The sequence below is a fragment of the Azospirillum formosense genome (assembly GCF_013340925.1).
GTDB classification, from domain to species: Bacteria; Pseudomonadota; Alphaproteobacteria; order Azospirillales; family Azospirillaceae; genus Azospirillum; species Azospirillum formosense.
Map to the genome: position 1 here is coordinate 1 of NZ_WHOR01000135.1, position 14,989 is coordinate 14,989.

General features: G+C 67.6%; 14 protein-coding genes and 1 pseudogene. 12 read left to right on the plus strand and 3 right to left on the minus strand.

Going from position 1 to position 14,989, the window contains the following annotated elements; translation table 11 throughout:
- The 5 genes from GBZ26_RS17485 to GBZ26_RS17505 form a co-directional block, all read left to right on the plus strand.
- Positions 1-2,234: right-handed parallel beta-helix repeat-containing protein (locus tag GBZ26_RS17485; protein WP_174439925.1), on the plus strand; the 2,234-nt coding region annotated here is incomplete at its 5' end.
- A 90-nt stretch (positions 2,235-2,324) separates the two neighbouring features.
- A complete protein-coding gene (locus tag GBZ26_RS17490) occupies positions 2,325-2,837 on the plus strand; it encodes a hypothetical protein (protein ID WP_174439926.1) in 513 nt (170 codons plus the stop codon).
- A 47-nt stretch (positions 2,838-2,884) separates the two neighbouring features.
- Positions 2,885-3,667, plus strand: coding sequence for a phytochelatin synthase family protein (locus GBZ26_RS17495; RefSeq protein WP_174439927.1), 783 nt, complete (start codon positions 2,885-2,887; stop codon positions 3,665-3,667).
- A gap of 230 nt (positions 3,668-3,897) precedes the next feature.
- Complete coding sequence (locus GBZ26_RS17500; protein ID WP_174439928.1) at positions 3,898-4,209, plus strand: DUF485 domain-containing protein; 312 nt, start codon at positions 3,898-3,900, stop codon at positions 4,207-4,209.
- Positions 4,206-5,876: a cation acetate symporter gene (locus GBZ26_RS17505; protein ID WP_174439929.1), complete on the plus strand. Its 1,671-nt coding sequence runs from the start codon at positions 4,206-4,208 to the stop codon at positions 5,874-5,876. Before GBZ26_RS17500 ends, GBZ26_RS17505 begins: the two co-directional genes overlap by 4 nt.
- Before the next feature lie 54 nt (positions 5,877-5,930).
- Here the strand turns inward: GBZ26_RS17505 and GBZ26_RS17510 are convergent, their stop codons facing one another.
- Positions 5,931-7,025: a TRAP transporter substrate-binding protein gene (locus tag GBZ26_RS17510; RefSeq protein WP_145689417.1), complete on the minus strand. Its 1,095-nt coding sequence runs from the start codon at positions 7,023-7,025 to the stop codon at positions 5,931-5,933.
- A gap of 189 nt (positions 7,026-7,214) precedes the next feature.
- Here GBZ26_RS17510 and GBZ26_RS17515 point away from each other — a divergent pair, with 189 nt between their 5' ends.
- On the plus strand, positions 7,215-7,727 hold the full coding sequence (locus tag GBZ26_RS17515) for an OsmC family protein (protein ID WP_174439930.1): 513 nt from the start codon (positions 7,215-7,217) through the stop codon (positions 7,725-7,727).
- A 60-nt stretch (positions 7,728-7,787) separates the two neighbouring features.
- Here the strand turns inward: GBZ26_RS17515 and GBZ26_RS17520 are convergent, their stop codons facing one another.
- Entirely contained in the window at positions 7,788-8,420 is a 633-nt protein-coding gene (locus GBZ26_RS17520) for an MBL fold metallo-hydrolase (RefSeq protein WP_174439931.1), read from the minus strand.
- A gap of 168 nt (positions 8,421-8,588) precedes the next feature.
- Here GBZ26_RS17520 and GBZ26_RS17525 point away from each other — a divergent pair, with 168 nt between their 5' ends.
- Entirely contained in the window at positions 8,589-9,041 is a 453-nt protein-coding gene (locus GBZ26_RS17525) for an RrF2 family transcriptional regulator (protein ID WP_014198135.1), read from the plus strand.
- A gap of 15 nt (positions 9,042-9,056) precedes the next feature.
- On the opposite strand, the gene GBZ26_RS17530 is transcribed toward GBZ26_RS17525, so the two are convergent.
- Positions 9,057-10,205: a hypothetical protein gene (locus tag GBZ26_RS17530; RefSeq protein WP_174439932.1), complete on the minus strand. Its 1,149-nt coding sequence runs from the start codon at positions 10,203-10,205 to the stop codon at positions 9,057-9,059.
- 305 nt (positions 10,206-10,510) lie between these two features.
- Here GBZ26_RS17530 and GBZ26_RS17535 point away from each other — a divergent pair, with 305 nt between their 5' ends.
- From GBZ26_RS17535 to GBZ26_RS17555, 5 genes and pseudogenes are all read left to right on the plus strand, one after another.
- Positions 10,511-11,563, plus strand: a complete 1,053-nt coding sequence (locus GBZ26_RS17535; protein ID WP_174439933.1) for a sulfate ABC transporter substrate-binding protein — start codon at positions 10,511-10,513, stop codon at positions 11,561-11,563.
- A 57-nt stretch (positions 11,564-11,620) separates the two neighbouring features.
- Positions 11,621-12,454, plus strand: coding sequence for a sulfate ABC transporter permease subunit CysT (gene cysT / locus GBZ26_RS17540; protein ID WP_211104806.1), 834 nt, complete (start codon positions 11,621-11,623; stop codon positions 12,452-12,454).
- Complete coding sequence (gene cysW / locus GBZ26_RS17545) at positions 12,444-13,304, plus strand: sulfate ABC transporter permease subunit CysW (protein ID WP_174439934.1); 861 nt, start codon at positions 12,444-12,446, stop codon at positions 13,302-13,304. Before cysT ends, cysW begins: the two co-directional genes overlap by 11 nt.
- 13 nt (positions 13,305-13,317) lie before the next feature.
- Positions 13,318-14,358, plus strand: a complete 1,041-nt coding sequence (locus GBZ26_RS17550) for a sulfate/molybdate ABC transporter ATP-binding protein (protein WP_174439935.1) — start codon at positions 13,318-13,320, stop codon at positions 14,356-14,358.
- 208 nt (positions 14,359-14,566) lie between these two features.
- Positions 14,567-14,989: pseudogene (locus GBZ26_RS17555) on the plus strand (hypothetical protein); the annotation flags it as partial.

The window sequence follows — 14,989 nt, forward strand, 5'->3', positions numbered from 1 at the left end:
AGATGGGTATAAGAGAAAGCGTCAAGCTGCTGGTGGACGGCAAGGTGGTCGGCGAGGGCCGCGCCACCTCCAGCGACCCGCAGCCCTTCCGCTTCACCGTCGATCTGGACGCCAAGGAAGCCCACAAGATCCAGATCCACTACGACAACGACTCCGTGGTCAACGGGCAGGACCGCAACCTGTACGTCAAGTCGGTCTCCATCAACGGCCATACCGTCGCGGCGACCGACAGCATCGTCACCTATGACAAGGGCGCGGTGGACGGAAAGGACGTGGTGAAGGGGCAGGAGGGGCTGTTCTGGGGTGGTGCTCTGAACGTGGACGCCCCGGCGTCGCTGTTCCAGCCCTCGGCCGAACCGCCCCCGGCGCCGCCGACCGGCCCGGCCTTCTACGTCGCGGCCAACGGCAAGGACAGCTGGTCGGGCAAGCTGTCCGCGCCGAACGCGGACGGTACCGACGGTCCCTTCGCCTCGCTGGAGCGCGCCCGCGACGCCATGCGCGACAGCGACGTCGACACCACCTACGTGCGTGAGGGCACCTACCGCCTGACCAAGACGCTGGAGCTGACCGGCGCCGACAACGGCCACAGCTTCCGCAACTATCCCGGCGAGACGCCGGTGCTGAACGGGGCGGAGAAGGTCACGAACTTCATCAGCGAGGGCAACGGGATCTATTCCGCGAAGCTGTCGCAGGCCACCGACCTCGACCTGACCATCGGCGGCGTGCGCCAGACGCTGGCCAGCAAGGGCATCGTCGACGCCGACAACCCGACCACCACCGGCTGGTACTTCGCCGACGCGGCCAACGGCGGTCCCAGCGGCTGGTCGGTGCGCTACCACACCGGCGACATGTCGTCGGGTGACATCATCCCCGGCATGAAGATCCAGCTGATGGACGCCGAGCGGCTGTCCGACACGCTGACCGAGATCGCCGGCGTCAACGACGCCACCCGCACCATCACGCTGAAGAACGGCACCTCGCTGCCCTTCGCCGAGGGGACGACCTACAAGCTGCTGAACAACCCGTCCTTCGTCGACCAGGCGGGCGAGTTCGCGTGGCGTGCCTCGGACAAGTCGCTGGTGTTCAAGCCGGAAAACCCGGGCACCCTGGCGCAGGACGGCGTCGAGGTGGCGCGGCTGGGCACGCTGATCCGCCTGAACGGCAGCAGCGACGTGACCATCGAGGGGCTGGGCTTCACCAACACCACCACCTGGGGCTACGCGGTGGAGCTGAAGGGGGCGTCGGGCAACAGCATCGGCAACAACAGCTTCCTCAACGTCGGCACGGCGATCAAGCTGACGGCCGCCTCCTCCAACAACCTGGTGGGCGGCAACACGCTGGAGCATCTGGCGGTCAACGGCATCGAGCTGGACGGGCGCAGCAACGGCAACACCGTCTACGCCAACGACATCTCCCACGTCGGCGAGGTGCGCAAGGGCGTCGCCGGGATCATCGGGACCGGGGTCGACAACAACCTGATCGCCCACAACGACGTGGACTCCAGCGCGCGCTACGGCATCTCGCTGAAGAACTGGGACTCCAGCAACATCAACCGCAACAACGTCATCGAGTACAACCGCGTCACCAACACCAACCTGGAGACGGCGGACGGCGGCGGCATCGAGGTGCTGGGCCGGTCCAGCGTCGACACCGGCACGATCATCCGCGGCAACTGGGTTGAGCATGTCGGCGGGCTGGCCACCAGCAACACCGACCAGTGGCTGACCAATCACAAGGGCTTCGGCATCTATCTGGACGACATGGCCGGCGGCGTCACGGTGACCGGCAACTTCCTGAAGGACACCGGGCTGGCCGGGGTGCACATCCACGGCGGCGACAACAACCTCGTCACCAACAACTTCTCGATCATCGCCAGCAACGTGGAGGAGTTCATCCGCGTCGGCTGGGCGCCCAAGCACGGCGACCCCGGCCTGCCGCGCAACAACACCATCACCGGCAACGTCATCAGCGGGATCCTGCCGCTGGACGACTACATGGAGCTGCTGACCGCCGGGAACCCGGTGATCGACGGCAACCTCGTCCACAACGTGCCGCGCTACGGCGACAACGACGTGACGGGCAAGCCGCTGTTCAACAACCCCTATTGGGGCGACTATTCGCTCCAGGCGAACTCCCCGGCGCTGGCCATGGGCATCCATGACCTGGACTGGGCGATGATCGGCCACAGCGGCTACACGGCGTCGGACGGCATGCCGCATTTCTGGGACGCCTGATCCCCGGCCGGGACCGGGTCCAAGCGGGATCAAAAGCGGGCGGAGGCTTGTTCTTCCGGGATAGGTTCCCCGGGGAAGGAGGCTCCGCCCGTGCTCCCGTGTCCACACGCCTTGCCGCGGTCCGCCGCCGTCCTTCTGCTCGGCGTGGCCAGTGGGCTGGCGGGCTGCGCCGATCCCCGGGCCGACGTCGCGCTGGCCGCCCAGAGCGCGCTGGTCGGCATGCCCAAGGGGACGCTGCTGTCCTGCGCGGGGGTGCCGCACCGGCAGGCGGCCAGCGGCCCGCTGGAGTTCCTCGCCTACCGGGCGGGCTCCATCGATTACTACGCGCCGCCACCGCCGCCGGTGGGCTATGGCTGGGGATATCCATGGGGCTATCCCGGCTGGCGCCATCGCGGGCTCGACTACGATCCGTGGGACTACTATCCTCCGCGGGCTGGCGACGTGGTGGACAACCGGTGCGAGGCGACCTTCACCTTGAGGAACGGAGCCGTCGAGCGGCTGGTCTACCGGGCGTCGTCGCTGGGCGCCTGCGCCGCGGTCGTGCAGAACTGCATGGCGCTCGTGCCGCAGAGCCTTCCGCCTAGGCCCACCCCGTCCGGCTAGAGCCGGCAGAGGCATCGTTCGTGACACCATCGAGGAAAACGCCGGTGATGAAGGCACCGTTCCGCTCGGCTCTGCTGGCCCTGTGCGCCTTCGCGTGTCTGGCCGGTCCCCCCGCCGCGGCGCAGGACGCGCAGAGTGAGACCAAGCCGAAGTTCGGGCCGGACGCCGTGCCGATGACCCAGGACCGCGACTATCTGCGCCGGGCCGGGGCGCCGGACTTCTGGGCGATGATGCCTTACTACACGGCCCAGCAGACGGGCAGCGCCTGTTCGGTCGCCAGCGTGGCGATGATGATCAACGCGCTGCGCGGCCTGCCGCCGCTCTCGTCCAACCGGTTGGTCACCCAGTTGCGGGTGTTGAACGAGGTGGACGACGACGGGTGGAAGGCGGCCACCGCGGAGAATGGCGACGGCGTGTCCTTCGCCGATTTCGCCGGGCTGGTCCAGAGGTCGGTGGACGCCTTCGGTCTGGACGCCACGGTGGAGGTCTTCCGCCCTAAGGATACCTCCCCGGAAACGCTGGGCGAGTTGCGGCGCATCCTCGATGAGAATGAGCGCGACGACAGCGACATCATCCTGCTGGCCTACGACCAGGGCACGCTGACCGGCGACGCCACGGTGGGCCACATCGCGCCGCTCGGCGCCTACGACGCGGAGACCCACCGGGTGCTGGTCATGGACGTGGACCGGCTGTGGTACGTGCCCTACTGGTCGAGCGACGAGAAGCTGCTGGAGGCAATGGTCAAGCCCGACCGCTCCGACCCCACCGGCAGCGGTCTGATCCATGTCCGGCTGAAGGATGTCCGGCCGAAGGGGCGAACAGCGGGATAACAGCGTTGACTCATGTTGCGGCGCAGCGCGACCAGTTGTCGCATTCCGCAGCCAGGGATCAACCGAGTTTGAGCTAATGATTAACCTTTCAGCGGTTAATTTTGAAGGGTTTTGAGCGAAAATTTCGTCATTTCGCGCTATAAGAAATTTAATTTCGCTTCTTGCCGCCATGCGCTCACGGTATTGCTGCGATGCGCAATGCCTGGGTTCCAAGAAGAAGCGATAAAAACATGTCCGACGAGATTTACGAGCGGGTGTTGTCCAACCCGAAGTTCGCCGAAATGACGGCGAGCCGCGCGCGCTTCAGCTGGCGGCTGGCGCTGATCGTCCTGGCGGTCTACTACGCCTTCGTGTTCGCCTCGGCGCTGGCGCCCGAGCTGATGGCGCGCCCGTTGGCCGAGGGCATGACCTTCCCGGTCGGACTGGCCGCCGGCATCGTCATCACCATCTTCTGCTCGCTGATGACCGGCGTCTACGTGCTGCGCGCCAACAGCCGCTACGACGCGATGAACCGCGATCTGCTGAACGAGGTGGGCCGATGAGCGCCGCGCGTCGTCTTGCTTCCGCTTCCGCCGCGCTGCTGCCGGCGCTGGCCGTCGGTCCCGCTTTCGCCGCCGCCATCGATGGCGCGGTGGAGCGCCAGCCGGTCAACGTGACGGCCATCGCCATGTTCCTGCTGTTCGTCGCGGGCACGCTGGGAATCACCTACTGGGCGTCCAAGCGCACCCGCTCGGCGTCGGACTTCTACACCGCGGGCGGCGGGATCAGCGGCTTCCAGAACGGGCTGGCCATCGCCGGCGACTACATGTCGGCGGCGGCCTTCCTCGGCCTGTCGGGCATGGTCTTCGCCAAGGGTTTCGACGGGGTGATCTACACCATCGGTTTCCTGGTCGGCTGGCCGCTGATGCTGTTCCTGATCGCCGAGCGGCTGCGCAACCTGGGCCGCTTCACCTTCGCCGACGTCGCCTCCTACCGGCTGGGCCAGACGCCGATCCGCTCGCTGGCGGCGGTCGGCTCGCTGACCGTGGTCTGCTTCTACCTGATTGCGCAGATGGTCGGGGCGGGCAAGCTGATCCAGCTCCTGTTCGGGCTGGACTACACCTACGCCGTGGTGATGGTCGGCGTGTTGATGATCCTGTACGTGACCTTCGGCGGCATGCTCGCCACGACCTGGGTGCAGATCATCAAGGCGGTGATGCTGCTCGGCGGCTGCACCGTGCTGGTCGGGCTGGCGCTGGCGCAGTTCGGCTTCAACCCGGAGCGGCTGCTCCAGCAGGCCGTCGCCGCCCACGCCGCGAACGCCGCCATCCTGCGCCCCAGCGCTGCCATGGCCGACCCCATCGCCGCGGTGTCGCTCAGCCTCGCGCTGATGTGCGGACCGGCGGGGCTGCCGCACATCCTGATGCGCTTCTTCACCGTCCCCGACGCGAAGGAGGCGCGCAAGTCGGTCGTCTACGCCACCGGCTTCATCGGCTACTTCTTCATCCTGACGGTGACCATCGGCTTCCTCGCCATCGTGATCGTCGGCACCAACCCGGCCTATCTGGACGCCGCGGGCAAGATCCTGGGCGGCGGCAACATGGCGGCCATCCACCTGTCCAAGGCCATCGGCGGCAACATCTTCCTGGGCTTCATCTCGGCGGTCGCCTTCGCCACCATCCTGGCGGTGGTCGCGGGCCTGACGCTGGCCGGCGCGTCGGCGGTCAGCCACGACCTCTACGCCCGCGTCATCAAGAAGGGCAACGCCACCGAGGCGTCGGAGATGCGCGTGTCGCGCCTCGCCACGCTGGCGCTGGGCGTCATCGCCATCACGCTGGGCCTGCTGTTCGAGAACCAGAACATCGCCTTCATGGTCGGTCTGGCCTTCGGTCTGGCGGCCTCGGTCAACTTCCCGGTGCTGATCCTGTCGATCTTCTGGAAGGGTCTGACCACGCGCGGCGCCTTCATCGGCGGCTTCGCCGGTCTGGTGAGCTGCGTCGCCTTCGTGGTGCTGGGGCCGACCGTGTGGGTCAGCGTCTTCAAGTTCCCGGCGCCGATCTTCCCCTACGAGCATCCGGCGCTGTTCTCGATGGTCATCGCCTTCGCGACGACCTGGCTCTTCTCGGTCACCGACCGCAGCGCGCGGGCGGCGGCGGAGGCGAAGGCCTACGAGTACCAGTACATCCGCTCGGAAACCGGCCTGGGGGCGGCCGGCGCGGTTTCGCACTGACCTGTTGAGAAAACGGCCCCTCCCCTTCTTGGAAGGGGAGGGGCCGTGCTTTCCTCAGCGGCGCTGCGCCGACTGGGAATAGACGTAGGAGTCGAAGCTGTTCTCGGCGACGCGGAACCACAGCCGCTCCTCGTCGCGGAAGGGCTTCCACGCCTCGTAGACCTTCTTGAAGCGCGGGTTCTTCGCCGACAGCTCGTCATACAGCTCGTTGGCGATCTTCTCGCAGGCCATCATGACCTCGCGCGGGAAGGCGCGGAGCTGGGCGCCGCCGGCCACCAGACGCTTCAGCGCCGCGGCGTTGACGGCGTCGTACTTGGCGATCATCCAGGTGTTGGCCTCCCAGCAGGCCTGCTCCAGGATCGTCTTGTAGGACTCCGGAAGCTGCTCCCAGGCGGTGATGTTGATCATCAGCGGGATCTGGGCGGAGCCCTCCCACCAGCCCGGCGAATAGTAATATTTGGCGACCTTGTGGAAGCCCAGCTTCTCGTCGTCGTAGGGGCCGACGAACTCCGCCGCGTCGATGGTGCCGCGCTCCAGCGCCGGGTAGATGTCGCCGCCGCCGATCTGCTGCGGGACGAGGCCCAGCTTGCCCATGATCTGCCCGGCCAGCCCGCCGACCCGCATCTTGAGGCCGCTGAGATCCTCCACCGTCTTGATTTCCTTGCGGAACCAGCCGCCCATCTGGGCCGTCGTGTTGCCGGCGGGGATGTTGTAGATGTTGTGTTCCCGGAACAGCTCGCGCATCAGCTCCAGCCCGCCGCCGTGCATCATCCAGGAGATGTGCTGGCGCGTGTTCAGGCCGAAGGGCATGGCCGTGTCGAAGCAGAAGGTCGGGTCCTTGCCGATGTAGAAATAGGCGGCGGACTGGCCGCACTCGATCGTGCCGTTCTGCACCGCGTCCAGCACCTGGAGCGCCGGGACGATTTCGCCCGCCGCGAAGGTGCGGATCTGGAACTTGTTGTCGGTGGCGGCGGCGACCCGGCGCGCGATCAGCTCCGCCCCGCCGAAGATGGTGTCGAGACTCTTGGGATAGCTCGACGCCATGCGCCACTTGATCTCGGGCTGGCTCTGCGCGATGGCGGGTGCGGCGACGACGGTGCTGGCGGCCAGACCGACCCCGGCGCTGGTGAGGAAGGAACGACGTTTCATGGCGGGGGAATCTCCCTTCCCATTCATTATGTTTATACCGCCGGTCTTAGCGGAAAACGTCGGGACGGGCCAGGGGTGCCGGCTGCGGAGCTGGGCTTCGCTTTGGGCATTGCCGGGATGGTGTTTGCGGTCCATCATCCGCCGGTCGCACAATAAAGAACCCGAACCGCGAAGAGGAAACGCACGGGCATGGATGCACAGGATCTGCGGGCGCTCCAGGCGCCGCTGAAGGACAAGTACAAGGACGCCCCGGACTCGGCGGTGGTCACGCTGAAGGCCCGCGGGGCGTTGGACGATTCCGGCATCGCCTGCAAGGTCGAGACGGGCCGGGCGCTGGTGGAAGCCGGCCTGCATCCGGCGACCGGCGGGCCGGGTACGCAGGCCTGCTCCGGCGACATGCTGCTGGAGGCGCTGGTGGCCTGCGCGGGCGTGACGCTGAAGGCGGTCGCCACGGCGCTGGAGTTCAAGCTGCGCGGCGGCACCGTATCGGCGGAAGGCGACCTGGATTTCCGCGGCACGCTGGGTGTCGCGAAAGACGCGCCGGTCGGCTTCCGCGCCATCCGCCTGCGCTTCGACCTGGACACCGACGAACCGGCGGAGCGCATCGCCACCCTGACCAAGCTGACGGAGCGCTACTGCGTCGTCTACCAGACGCTGGCCAACCCGCCGCCGATGGCGCTGTCCATCGAGACAGGGGCCTGATGGAAACATGGCCGGTCCGGCGGGTCCGGATCGGCCATCCCAACCGGCCATTCCCCGCCGTCAGTCGTTGAGGAAGGGGTTGTAGAGGCGCTCCTCCCCGATGGTCGAGGTCGGGCCGTGGCCGGGGATGAAGGTCACGTCGTCGCCGAGCGGGAGCAGCTTGCTGCGGATCGACTCGATCAGGTCGCCGTGGTTGCCCTTGGGGAAGTCGGTGCGGCCGATGGAGCCCTGGAACAGCACGTCGCCGACGATGGCGATCCGGCTCGGCTTGTGCACGAAGACCACATGGCCCGGCGTGTGGCCCGGACAGTGGTGAACGTCCAGCGTCAGGTTGCCGACCGTCACCGTGTCGCCTTCGTCCAGCCAACGGTCCGGCGTGAAGGAGCGGACCGGCGGGAAGCCGAACATCTGGCTCTGCATCGGCATGCCGTCGATCCAGAACTGGTCCTCGCGGTGCGGCCCCTCGATGGGCAGTTTCAGCTCGTCGGCGAGGTCGGCGACGGCGCCGGCGTGGTCGATGTGGCCATGGGTGACCAGGATCTTCTCCAGAGTCACGCCCTTCGACTGGGCGGCGCGCAGGATGCGCGGAAGATCGCCGCCCGGATCGACGGCGGCGCCCTTCATCGTCTCCGGACACCAGAGCACCGTGCAGTTCTGCTGGAACGGAGTGACGGGAACGATGATGGTCTGCATGCCGCGTCCTTCGCCGGTCAGTGATCAATGGTCAGGATCAATTCGTGTTCGACCTTACGCGCCACCGTTTTCCAGGGCAAGAACCGGTACCAATTCCTGGGCAACACGGCTATATGGAGTGCACTTTATCTTTATCCCATTCCGCCGCGGGGGGCGGTGCCGGACCGAATGCTGTCGCAAAAAGCCAAATACGCCCTGCGTGCGCTGATCATGCTGGCCGAACGGACGGATGACGAACTCGTCCTGATCGCCGAAATCGCCGAGCGGGAGAACATTCCGCGCAAGTTCCTGGAAGCCATTCTGGTGGAATTGCGCAAGCATGGCCTGCTGTTCGCCAAGCGCGGCAAGAGCGGCGGCTACCGTCTGGCGCGACCGGCGGAGGAGATTTCCTTCGGCGAGGTGATCCGTCTGATCGACGGGCATCTGGCGCCGATTCCCTGCGCCAGCAAGAATTCCTTCCGCCCCTGCGAGGACTGCATCGATCCGCCGACCTGTTCGGTGCGCTGGCTGATGGTCCAGGTGCGCGACGCCACAGCGCAGGTGCTCGACAACCAGACCCTGTCCGACGCCCTGCGCCACCGTCAGGCGACCGGCGGCCTGCCCGTCAACTTCGACATCTGATCGGTTTCCGCTCCATCAGGGCACCAGATCCACGGCGATGAACACGCGGTCCAGCGCGCGGTTCGTCGCCTCGCGCAGGATTCCGGCCTCCAGTAACTCGTCGACCAGCAACTGGGCGCCGCGGAAGGTGCTGCCCAGCCGTTTCTGCACCCGCCGCACGGTCAGGGCGGGCTCCTCGAACAGAAGGTCCAGCAGGTCCGGAGTGCGGGAGTTGCGGCGCTTGGCCCCCACCCGCTGTTGCCAGCCCTCCGCGTTGCGGTCCAGCGACAGGGCGCGCTCCCGCTCCCGCCGCGCCGTCTCCGCCACCGTGTCGGCCAGCCAGATCCGCCATCCCTCCTCCCGCCCGCGGGCGGCGAGGCCGGCGGTCGTGCGGTCGGCGTGCAGCGAGACGGACATCGGCAGCCAGACGGTCGGCACCCGGCAGCAGCGCGCCACCGCCAGCGTCCCCATCAGCCGGGCCGAGGGCACCGCCCAGCCGGGAATCCGCAAATCGGGCGCCGGGCGCAGCAGTTCGGCCAGCATGCCCACGCCGCCAAGCAGGGCCGGCTGGTCGCCGGCCTGGTCCAGCCGCTTGAGCAGGGTGGCCGCCTCCGCTTCCCGGTCCGCGGAGAAGGCCAGCCGTCCGGGATCGCGCCCCGACACCTCCGCCTGAAGACAGCGCCACAGCGCCTCCGACCAGCCCAGCGTCCAGGCCGGGGGCGCGTCGTCCATAAGGGGGGCGGCGTCGCCATCCTCGTCGTCGGGCGGGAAGGAAAAGCGTGTGTCCGCCCCGGCCTCCAACTCCGCCACCGCGCGCCAGGCATCGGCGGCGGCCCCGCTGGAAGGGAACGGCGCGCGCGTGTTCTCCACCCGGCGGGAAGGGGCGGCGATGACACCTTGCGTGAACAGGGCGCCTTGCCACAGCGCGCGGACCGATTGCGCCGCCCCCCGTCCGGCGGTGGGGACGAGGTCGGTGCCGATGGTCGCCACCAGAAAGTCCGCCGGGTCCACCGCCACCCCGTCGAGCCGCGCCGCCGCGCAGGACTCCCGGCGCGCCGCGTCGGCCCACAACCGGCGTCGGCGCGTTGGGTCCTGCGCCACCTCTGCCAAGCGGCCGAGCGCGCGTTCGGCCTCCAGAAGAGCGGTCAGGAGTGCGGGGGAAGGGGGCTGGACGGTTTCGGACATGGCCGTTCGCGGCAGGAGGCGGAGAGGGTGCGCATGATAGCGATCCGGCGCTTCGCTTCCAGCGCGATCCGATGGCTGGATTCCACAGCTCCTGTCGAATTGTCTCCTGCCAACGCGGGGAATGGCAAAAACAGCTTTGCGGCCTCCGAGAATTCATGCAAACTCTAGAAGGCAAATGGATATTACATACACATCATAAAAAGTGTGAATTCGGCGCGAATGCCGGGTTTGTGAACCGCGGTGCGGTGCGTGGCCTCAAGGGCCGATGCCCGTTCCCCAAGTGAACCATACCGAGGGAGTGTGCCATGTCGTTTCATGATCGGCTCTCCGCGCTCCGCGCGCACCGATTCTCCGTTGGCCGGCTGTCCGCAATGGCCGCGGGTATCGCCCTCGCCATGCTGACCGTCGCGCCCGCCAAGGCGCAGACCACTCTGCTGAACGTCTCCTACGACCCCACCCGTGAGTTCTATGTGGAGTTCAACAAGGCGTTCGCCAAGAAGTGGCAGGCGGAAAACGGCCAGACCGTGACCGTCAAGCAGTCGCACGGCGGGTCGGGCAAGCAGGCGCGCTCGGTCATCGACGGGCTCGACGCCGACGTGGTGACGCTGGCGCTGGCCTATGACATCGACGCCATCGCCGACTCCGGCGCCCTGCCGAAGACGTGGCAGACGCGTCTGCCGAACAACAGCTCCCCCTACACCTCGACCATCGTCTTCCTGGTCCGCAAGGGCAACCCGAAGCAGATCAAGGACTGGGACGATCTGCTGAAGCCGGGCGTGCAGGTCATCACCCCGAATCCGAAGACCTCGGGTGGGGCGCGCTGGAACTATCTGGCGGCTTGGGCCTACTCGCTGGAGAAGAACGGCAACGACGAGGCCAAGGCCAAGCAGTTCGTCGCCGACCTGTTCAAGAACGTGCCGGTGCTGGACAGCGGCGCCCGCGGCTCCACCGTCACCTTCACCCAGCGGCAGCTCGGCGACGTGCTGCTGGCCTGGGAGAACGAGGCATTCCTGTCGCTCCAGGAGTTCGGCGCCGACAAGTTCGACATCGTCGTGCCGTCGCTGTCGATCCTGGCGGAGCCGCCGGTCACGGTCGTCGACTCGGTGGTCGACCGCAAGGGAACGCGCAAGGCGGCGGAGGCCTACCTGAACTTCCTCTATACCCCCGAAGCGCAGGAGATCGCGGCGAAGAACTTCTATCGTCCTCGCCTGCCGGAGGTCGCTGCGCGGTATGCGGATCGCTTCCCGAATGTTAAGCTTGTGACCATCGACGGTTCCTTCGGGGGCTGGCGTACGGCCCAGGAGAAGCACTTCGCGGATGGCGGCGTCTTCGACCAGATCTATCAGAAGGGCCGCTGACCCGTGGTCGCGGCAACCACCAGCGACGCCGTGCTTCCCAATGCGGGGGGCACGGTGTTGAGCGTTCTTCGAAAACCCAGCGTCCTCCCCGGCTTCGGGCTGACCCTGGGATTCACGCTGACCTATCTGTCCCTGATCGTCCTGCTGCCGCTGGCCGCGCTGGCGCTGAAGGCGGCGGGGCTGGGCTGGTCCGGCTTCTGGGACGCGGTGCTGACGCCGCGCGTCCTGGCCGCCTTCAAGGTCAGCTTCGGGCTGTCGCTGGCCGCCGCCGCGGTCAACGCCGTCTTCGGCTTCATCGTCGCCTGGGTGCTGGTGCGCTACCGCTTTCCCGGCGACCGGATCGTCGATGCGCTGGTGGATCTGCCCTTCGCCCTGCCCACCGCGGTGGCCGGCATCGCGCTCAGCGCGCTCTACGCGCCCAACGGCTGGATCGGCTCGCTGCTGATGGAGTGGTTCGGGCTGAGGGTGGCCTTCACGCCGTTGGGCATCGCCATCGCCCTGACCTTCATCGGCCTGCCCTTCGTGGTGCGCACCGTGCAGCCGATCCTCCAGGACCTGCCGCCGGAGGAGGAGGAGGCCGCCGCGGCGCTGGGCGCCACGCGCTGGCAGTCGTTCCGGCGGGTGGTGTTCCCCGCACTCCTGCCGGCCCTGCTGACCGGCTTCGCTTTGGCCTTCGCCCGCGGGGTGGGGGAATACGGCTCGGTGATCTTCATCGCCGGCAACATCCCCGGCCTGTCGGAGATCATTCCGCTGCTGATCGTCATCAAGCTGGAGCAGTACGACTATGCCGGCGCCGCCGCGGTCGGCGTGCTGATGCTGATGGCGTCCTTCGTGCTTCTGCTGGCCCTGAACCTGCTGCAAGCCTGGATGAGGTCGCGCCATGCTCGCTAAGAAAGCCATCGGCTTCACCCCGGCGCTGGCCGACAGCCGCTGGGTGAAGGGGCTTCTGATCGCCACGGCGCTGGCCTTCCTGCTGCTGTTCCTGGTGCTGCCGCTGGTCTCGGTCTTCGTCGAGGCGCTGCGCCGCGGCACGGACGCCTACTGGGCGGCCCTGGTGGAGCCGGACGCGGTGGCGGCGATCAAGCTGACGCTGATCGTCGCGGCCATCGCCGTGCCGATGAACCTCCTCTTCGGCGTGGCGGCGTCCTGGTGCATCGCCAAGTTCGACTTCCGCGGCAAGGACGTTCTGATCACGCTGATCGATCTGCCCTTCTCGGTGTCGCCGGTGATCTCCGGCCTGATCTACGTGCTGCTGTTCGGGTTGCACGGGCTGATGGGGCCGTTCCTGAAGTCGCAGGGCATCCAGATCATCTTCGCGGTGCCGGGGCTGGTGCTCGCCACCGTCTTCGTCACCTTCCCCTTCGTCGCCCGCGAACTGATCCCGCTGATGCAGGAGCAGGGCAACGAGGAGGAGGAGGCGGCGCTGGTGCTGGGCGCGTCCGGCTGGCAGACCTTCTGGCGCGTCACCCTGCCCAACATCAAATGGGGCCTGCTGTACGGCGTCCTGCTGTGCAACGCCCGCGCGATGGGGGAGTTCGGCGCGGTGTCGGTGGTGTCCGGTCACATCCGGGGCGAGACCAACACGATGCCCCTGCATGTCGAGATCCTCTACAACGAATACAACTTGGTCGCTGCCTTCGCGGTGGCCTCGGTGCTGGCCATGCTCGCCCTCGTCACGCTGGTGGTGAAGACGGTGCTGGAATGGCGCTTCGGGGCTGAGCTGGCGGCCACCCGGCATTGAGGCGACGCACGTCATGGCGATCCAGGTTTCCGGCATCACCAAGCAATTCGGCAGTTTCCGCGCGCTCGACGCGGTGGACCTCGAAGTCCGTTCCGGCGAGCTTCTGGCCCTGCTCGGCCCGTCGGGGTCGGGCAAAACGACCCTGCTGCGCATCATGGCGGGGCTGGAGTTCGCCGACTCCGGCAGCCTCCTGCTCAATGGGGAGGAGGCGCTGAGCCTCACCCCGCGGGAGCGGCAGGTCGGCTTCGTCTTCCAGCATTACGCGCTGTTCCGCCACATGACCGTCTTCGACAACGTGGCCTTCGGGATGAAGGTGCGGCCGCGCGGCCAGCGCCCGGCCTCCAGCGAGATCAAGCGGCGCGTCATGGAGCTGCTGGAGCTGGTCCAGCTCGCCCATTTCGCCGACCGCTACCCGGCGCAGCTCTCCGGCGGGCAGCGGCAGCGCGTGGCGCTGGCCCGCGCGCTGGCCATCGAGCCGAAGGTCCTGCTGCTCGACGAGCCGTTCGGCGCGCTGGACGCCAAGGTGCGCAAGGAGCTGCGGCGCTGGCTGCGCAAGCTGCACGAGGACATCCACATCACCTCCGTCTTCGTCACCCACGACCAGGAGGAGGCTCTGGAGCTGGCCGACCGCGTCGTGGTGATGAGCCAGGGCCGGATCGAGCAGGTGGGCAGCCCGGCGGAGGTCTACGACCGTCCGGCCTCCGCCTTCGTCTACGAGTTCCTGGGGCAGGTGAACCGCTTCGACTGCGTGGTGGCGGACGGGGTGGCCCGGACGGCCAACGGGGCGCTGTCCATCCCCGCTGACGGCACGGTCCGCGGTCCGGCCATAGCCTATGTGCGTCCGCACGACCTGGGTCTCAGCCCCAGCGCCGCGGGGCCGGGCCGGGTGTCGGGCATCCATGTGGTGGGGCCGGACGCGCGGATCGAGATCGACCTCGCCGGTCTGCCGCTGGAGGCCGAGATGGACCGGGAGCGTCTGTCCGCCCTGGGCCTGCGCCCCGGCGACCAGTGCGCCGTCCACATCGCCCGCGCCCGCGTCTTTCCACAGCCGTGACGGCATATTGACGGCGCCCGCCCTACCCACGAAATGGGGCGGGCAGGGTGCCCGAACGCATGCCGATGGAGTCGCGGCGAGCCATGAAGCCTGCTCCGTCCGGGCCACGGACTAAGTCCAACGCCGACTCCTAACGCCATTGCCTTCTGGCGAAGCGGACGGTGGATGTGTTGAGCCTTCCGCATTGCACCAAATGCAGGAGGCGCGGGTGGACCATTCAGGACTGTCGCAGGCCACCGGCTCCGCCGCCCTGCGGACGGATGCCGGGGCCTGGTCGCCACCGCTGACGCTCGTGCTGCCGGTGGTCCTGGCGCTGCTTCTGCTGCCGCTCATCCTGGTGGAGATGCCGCCGCTGCTCGACTACCCGAACCATCTGGCGCGGGTGGACGTGCTGCTGCATTACCGGTCCGACCCTTTCCTGGCCGACCACTACACCGCTTCCCTGACGCCGGTCCCGAACCTGCTGATGGAGGCGGTGATGCTGCCGCTCGCCAGCGTTCTGCCGCTGTACGTCGCCGGGCGGGTCTACGTGGCGCTGGCAGGACTGCTGACCCTGTTCGGGGCGATGCTGCTGAACCGGACGCTGTTCGGGCGGTGGAGCCTGTGGCCGCTGTGCGGTGCGCTGTACATC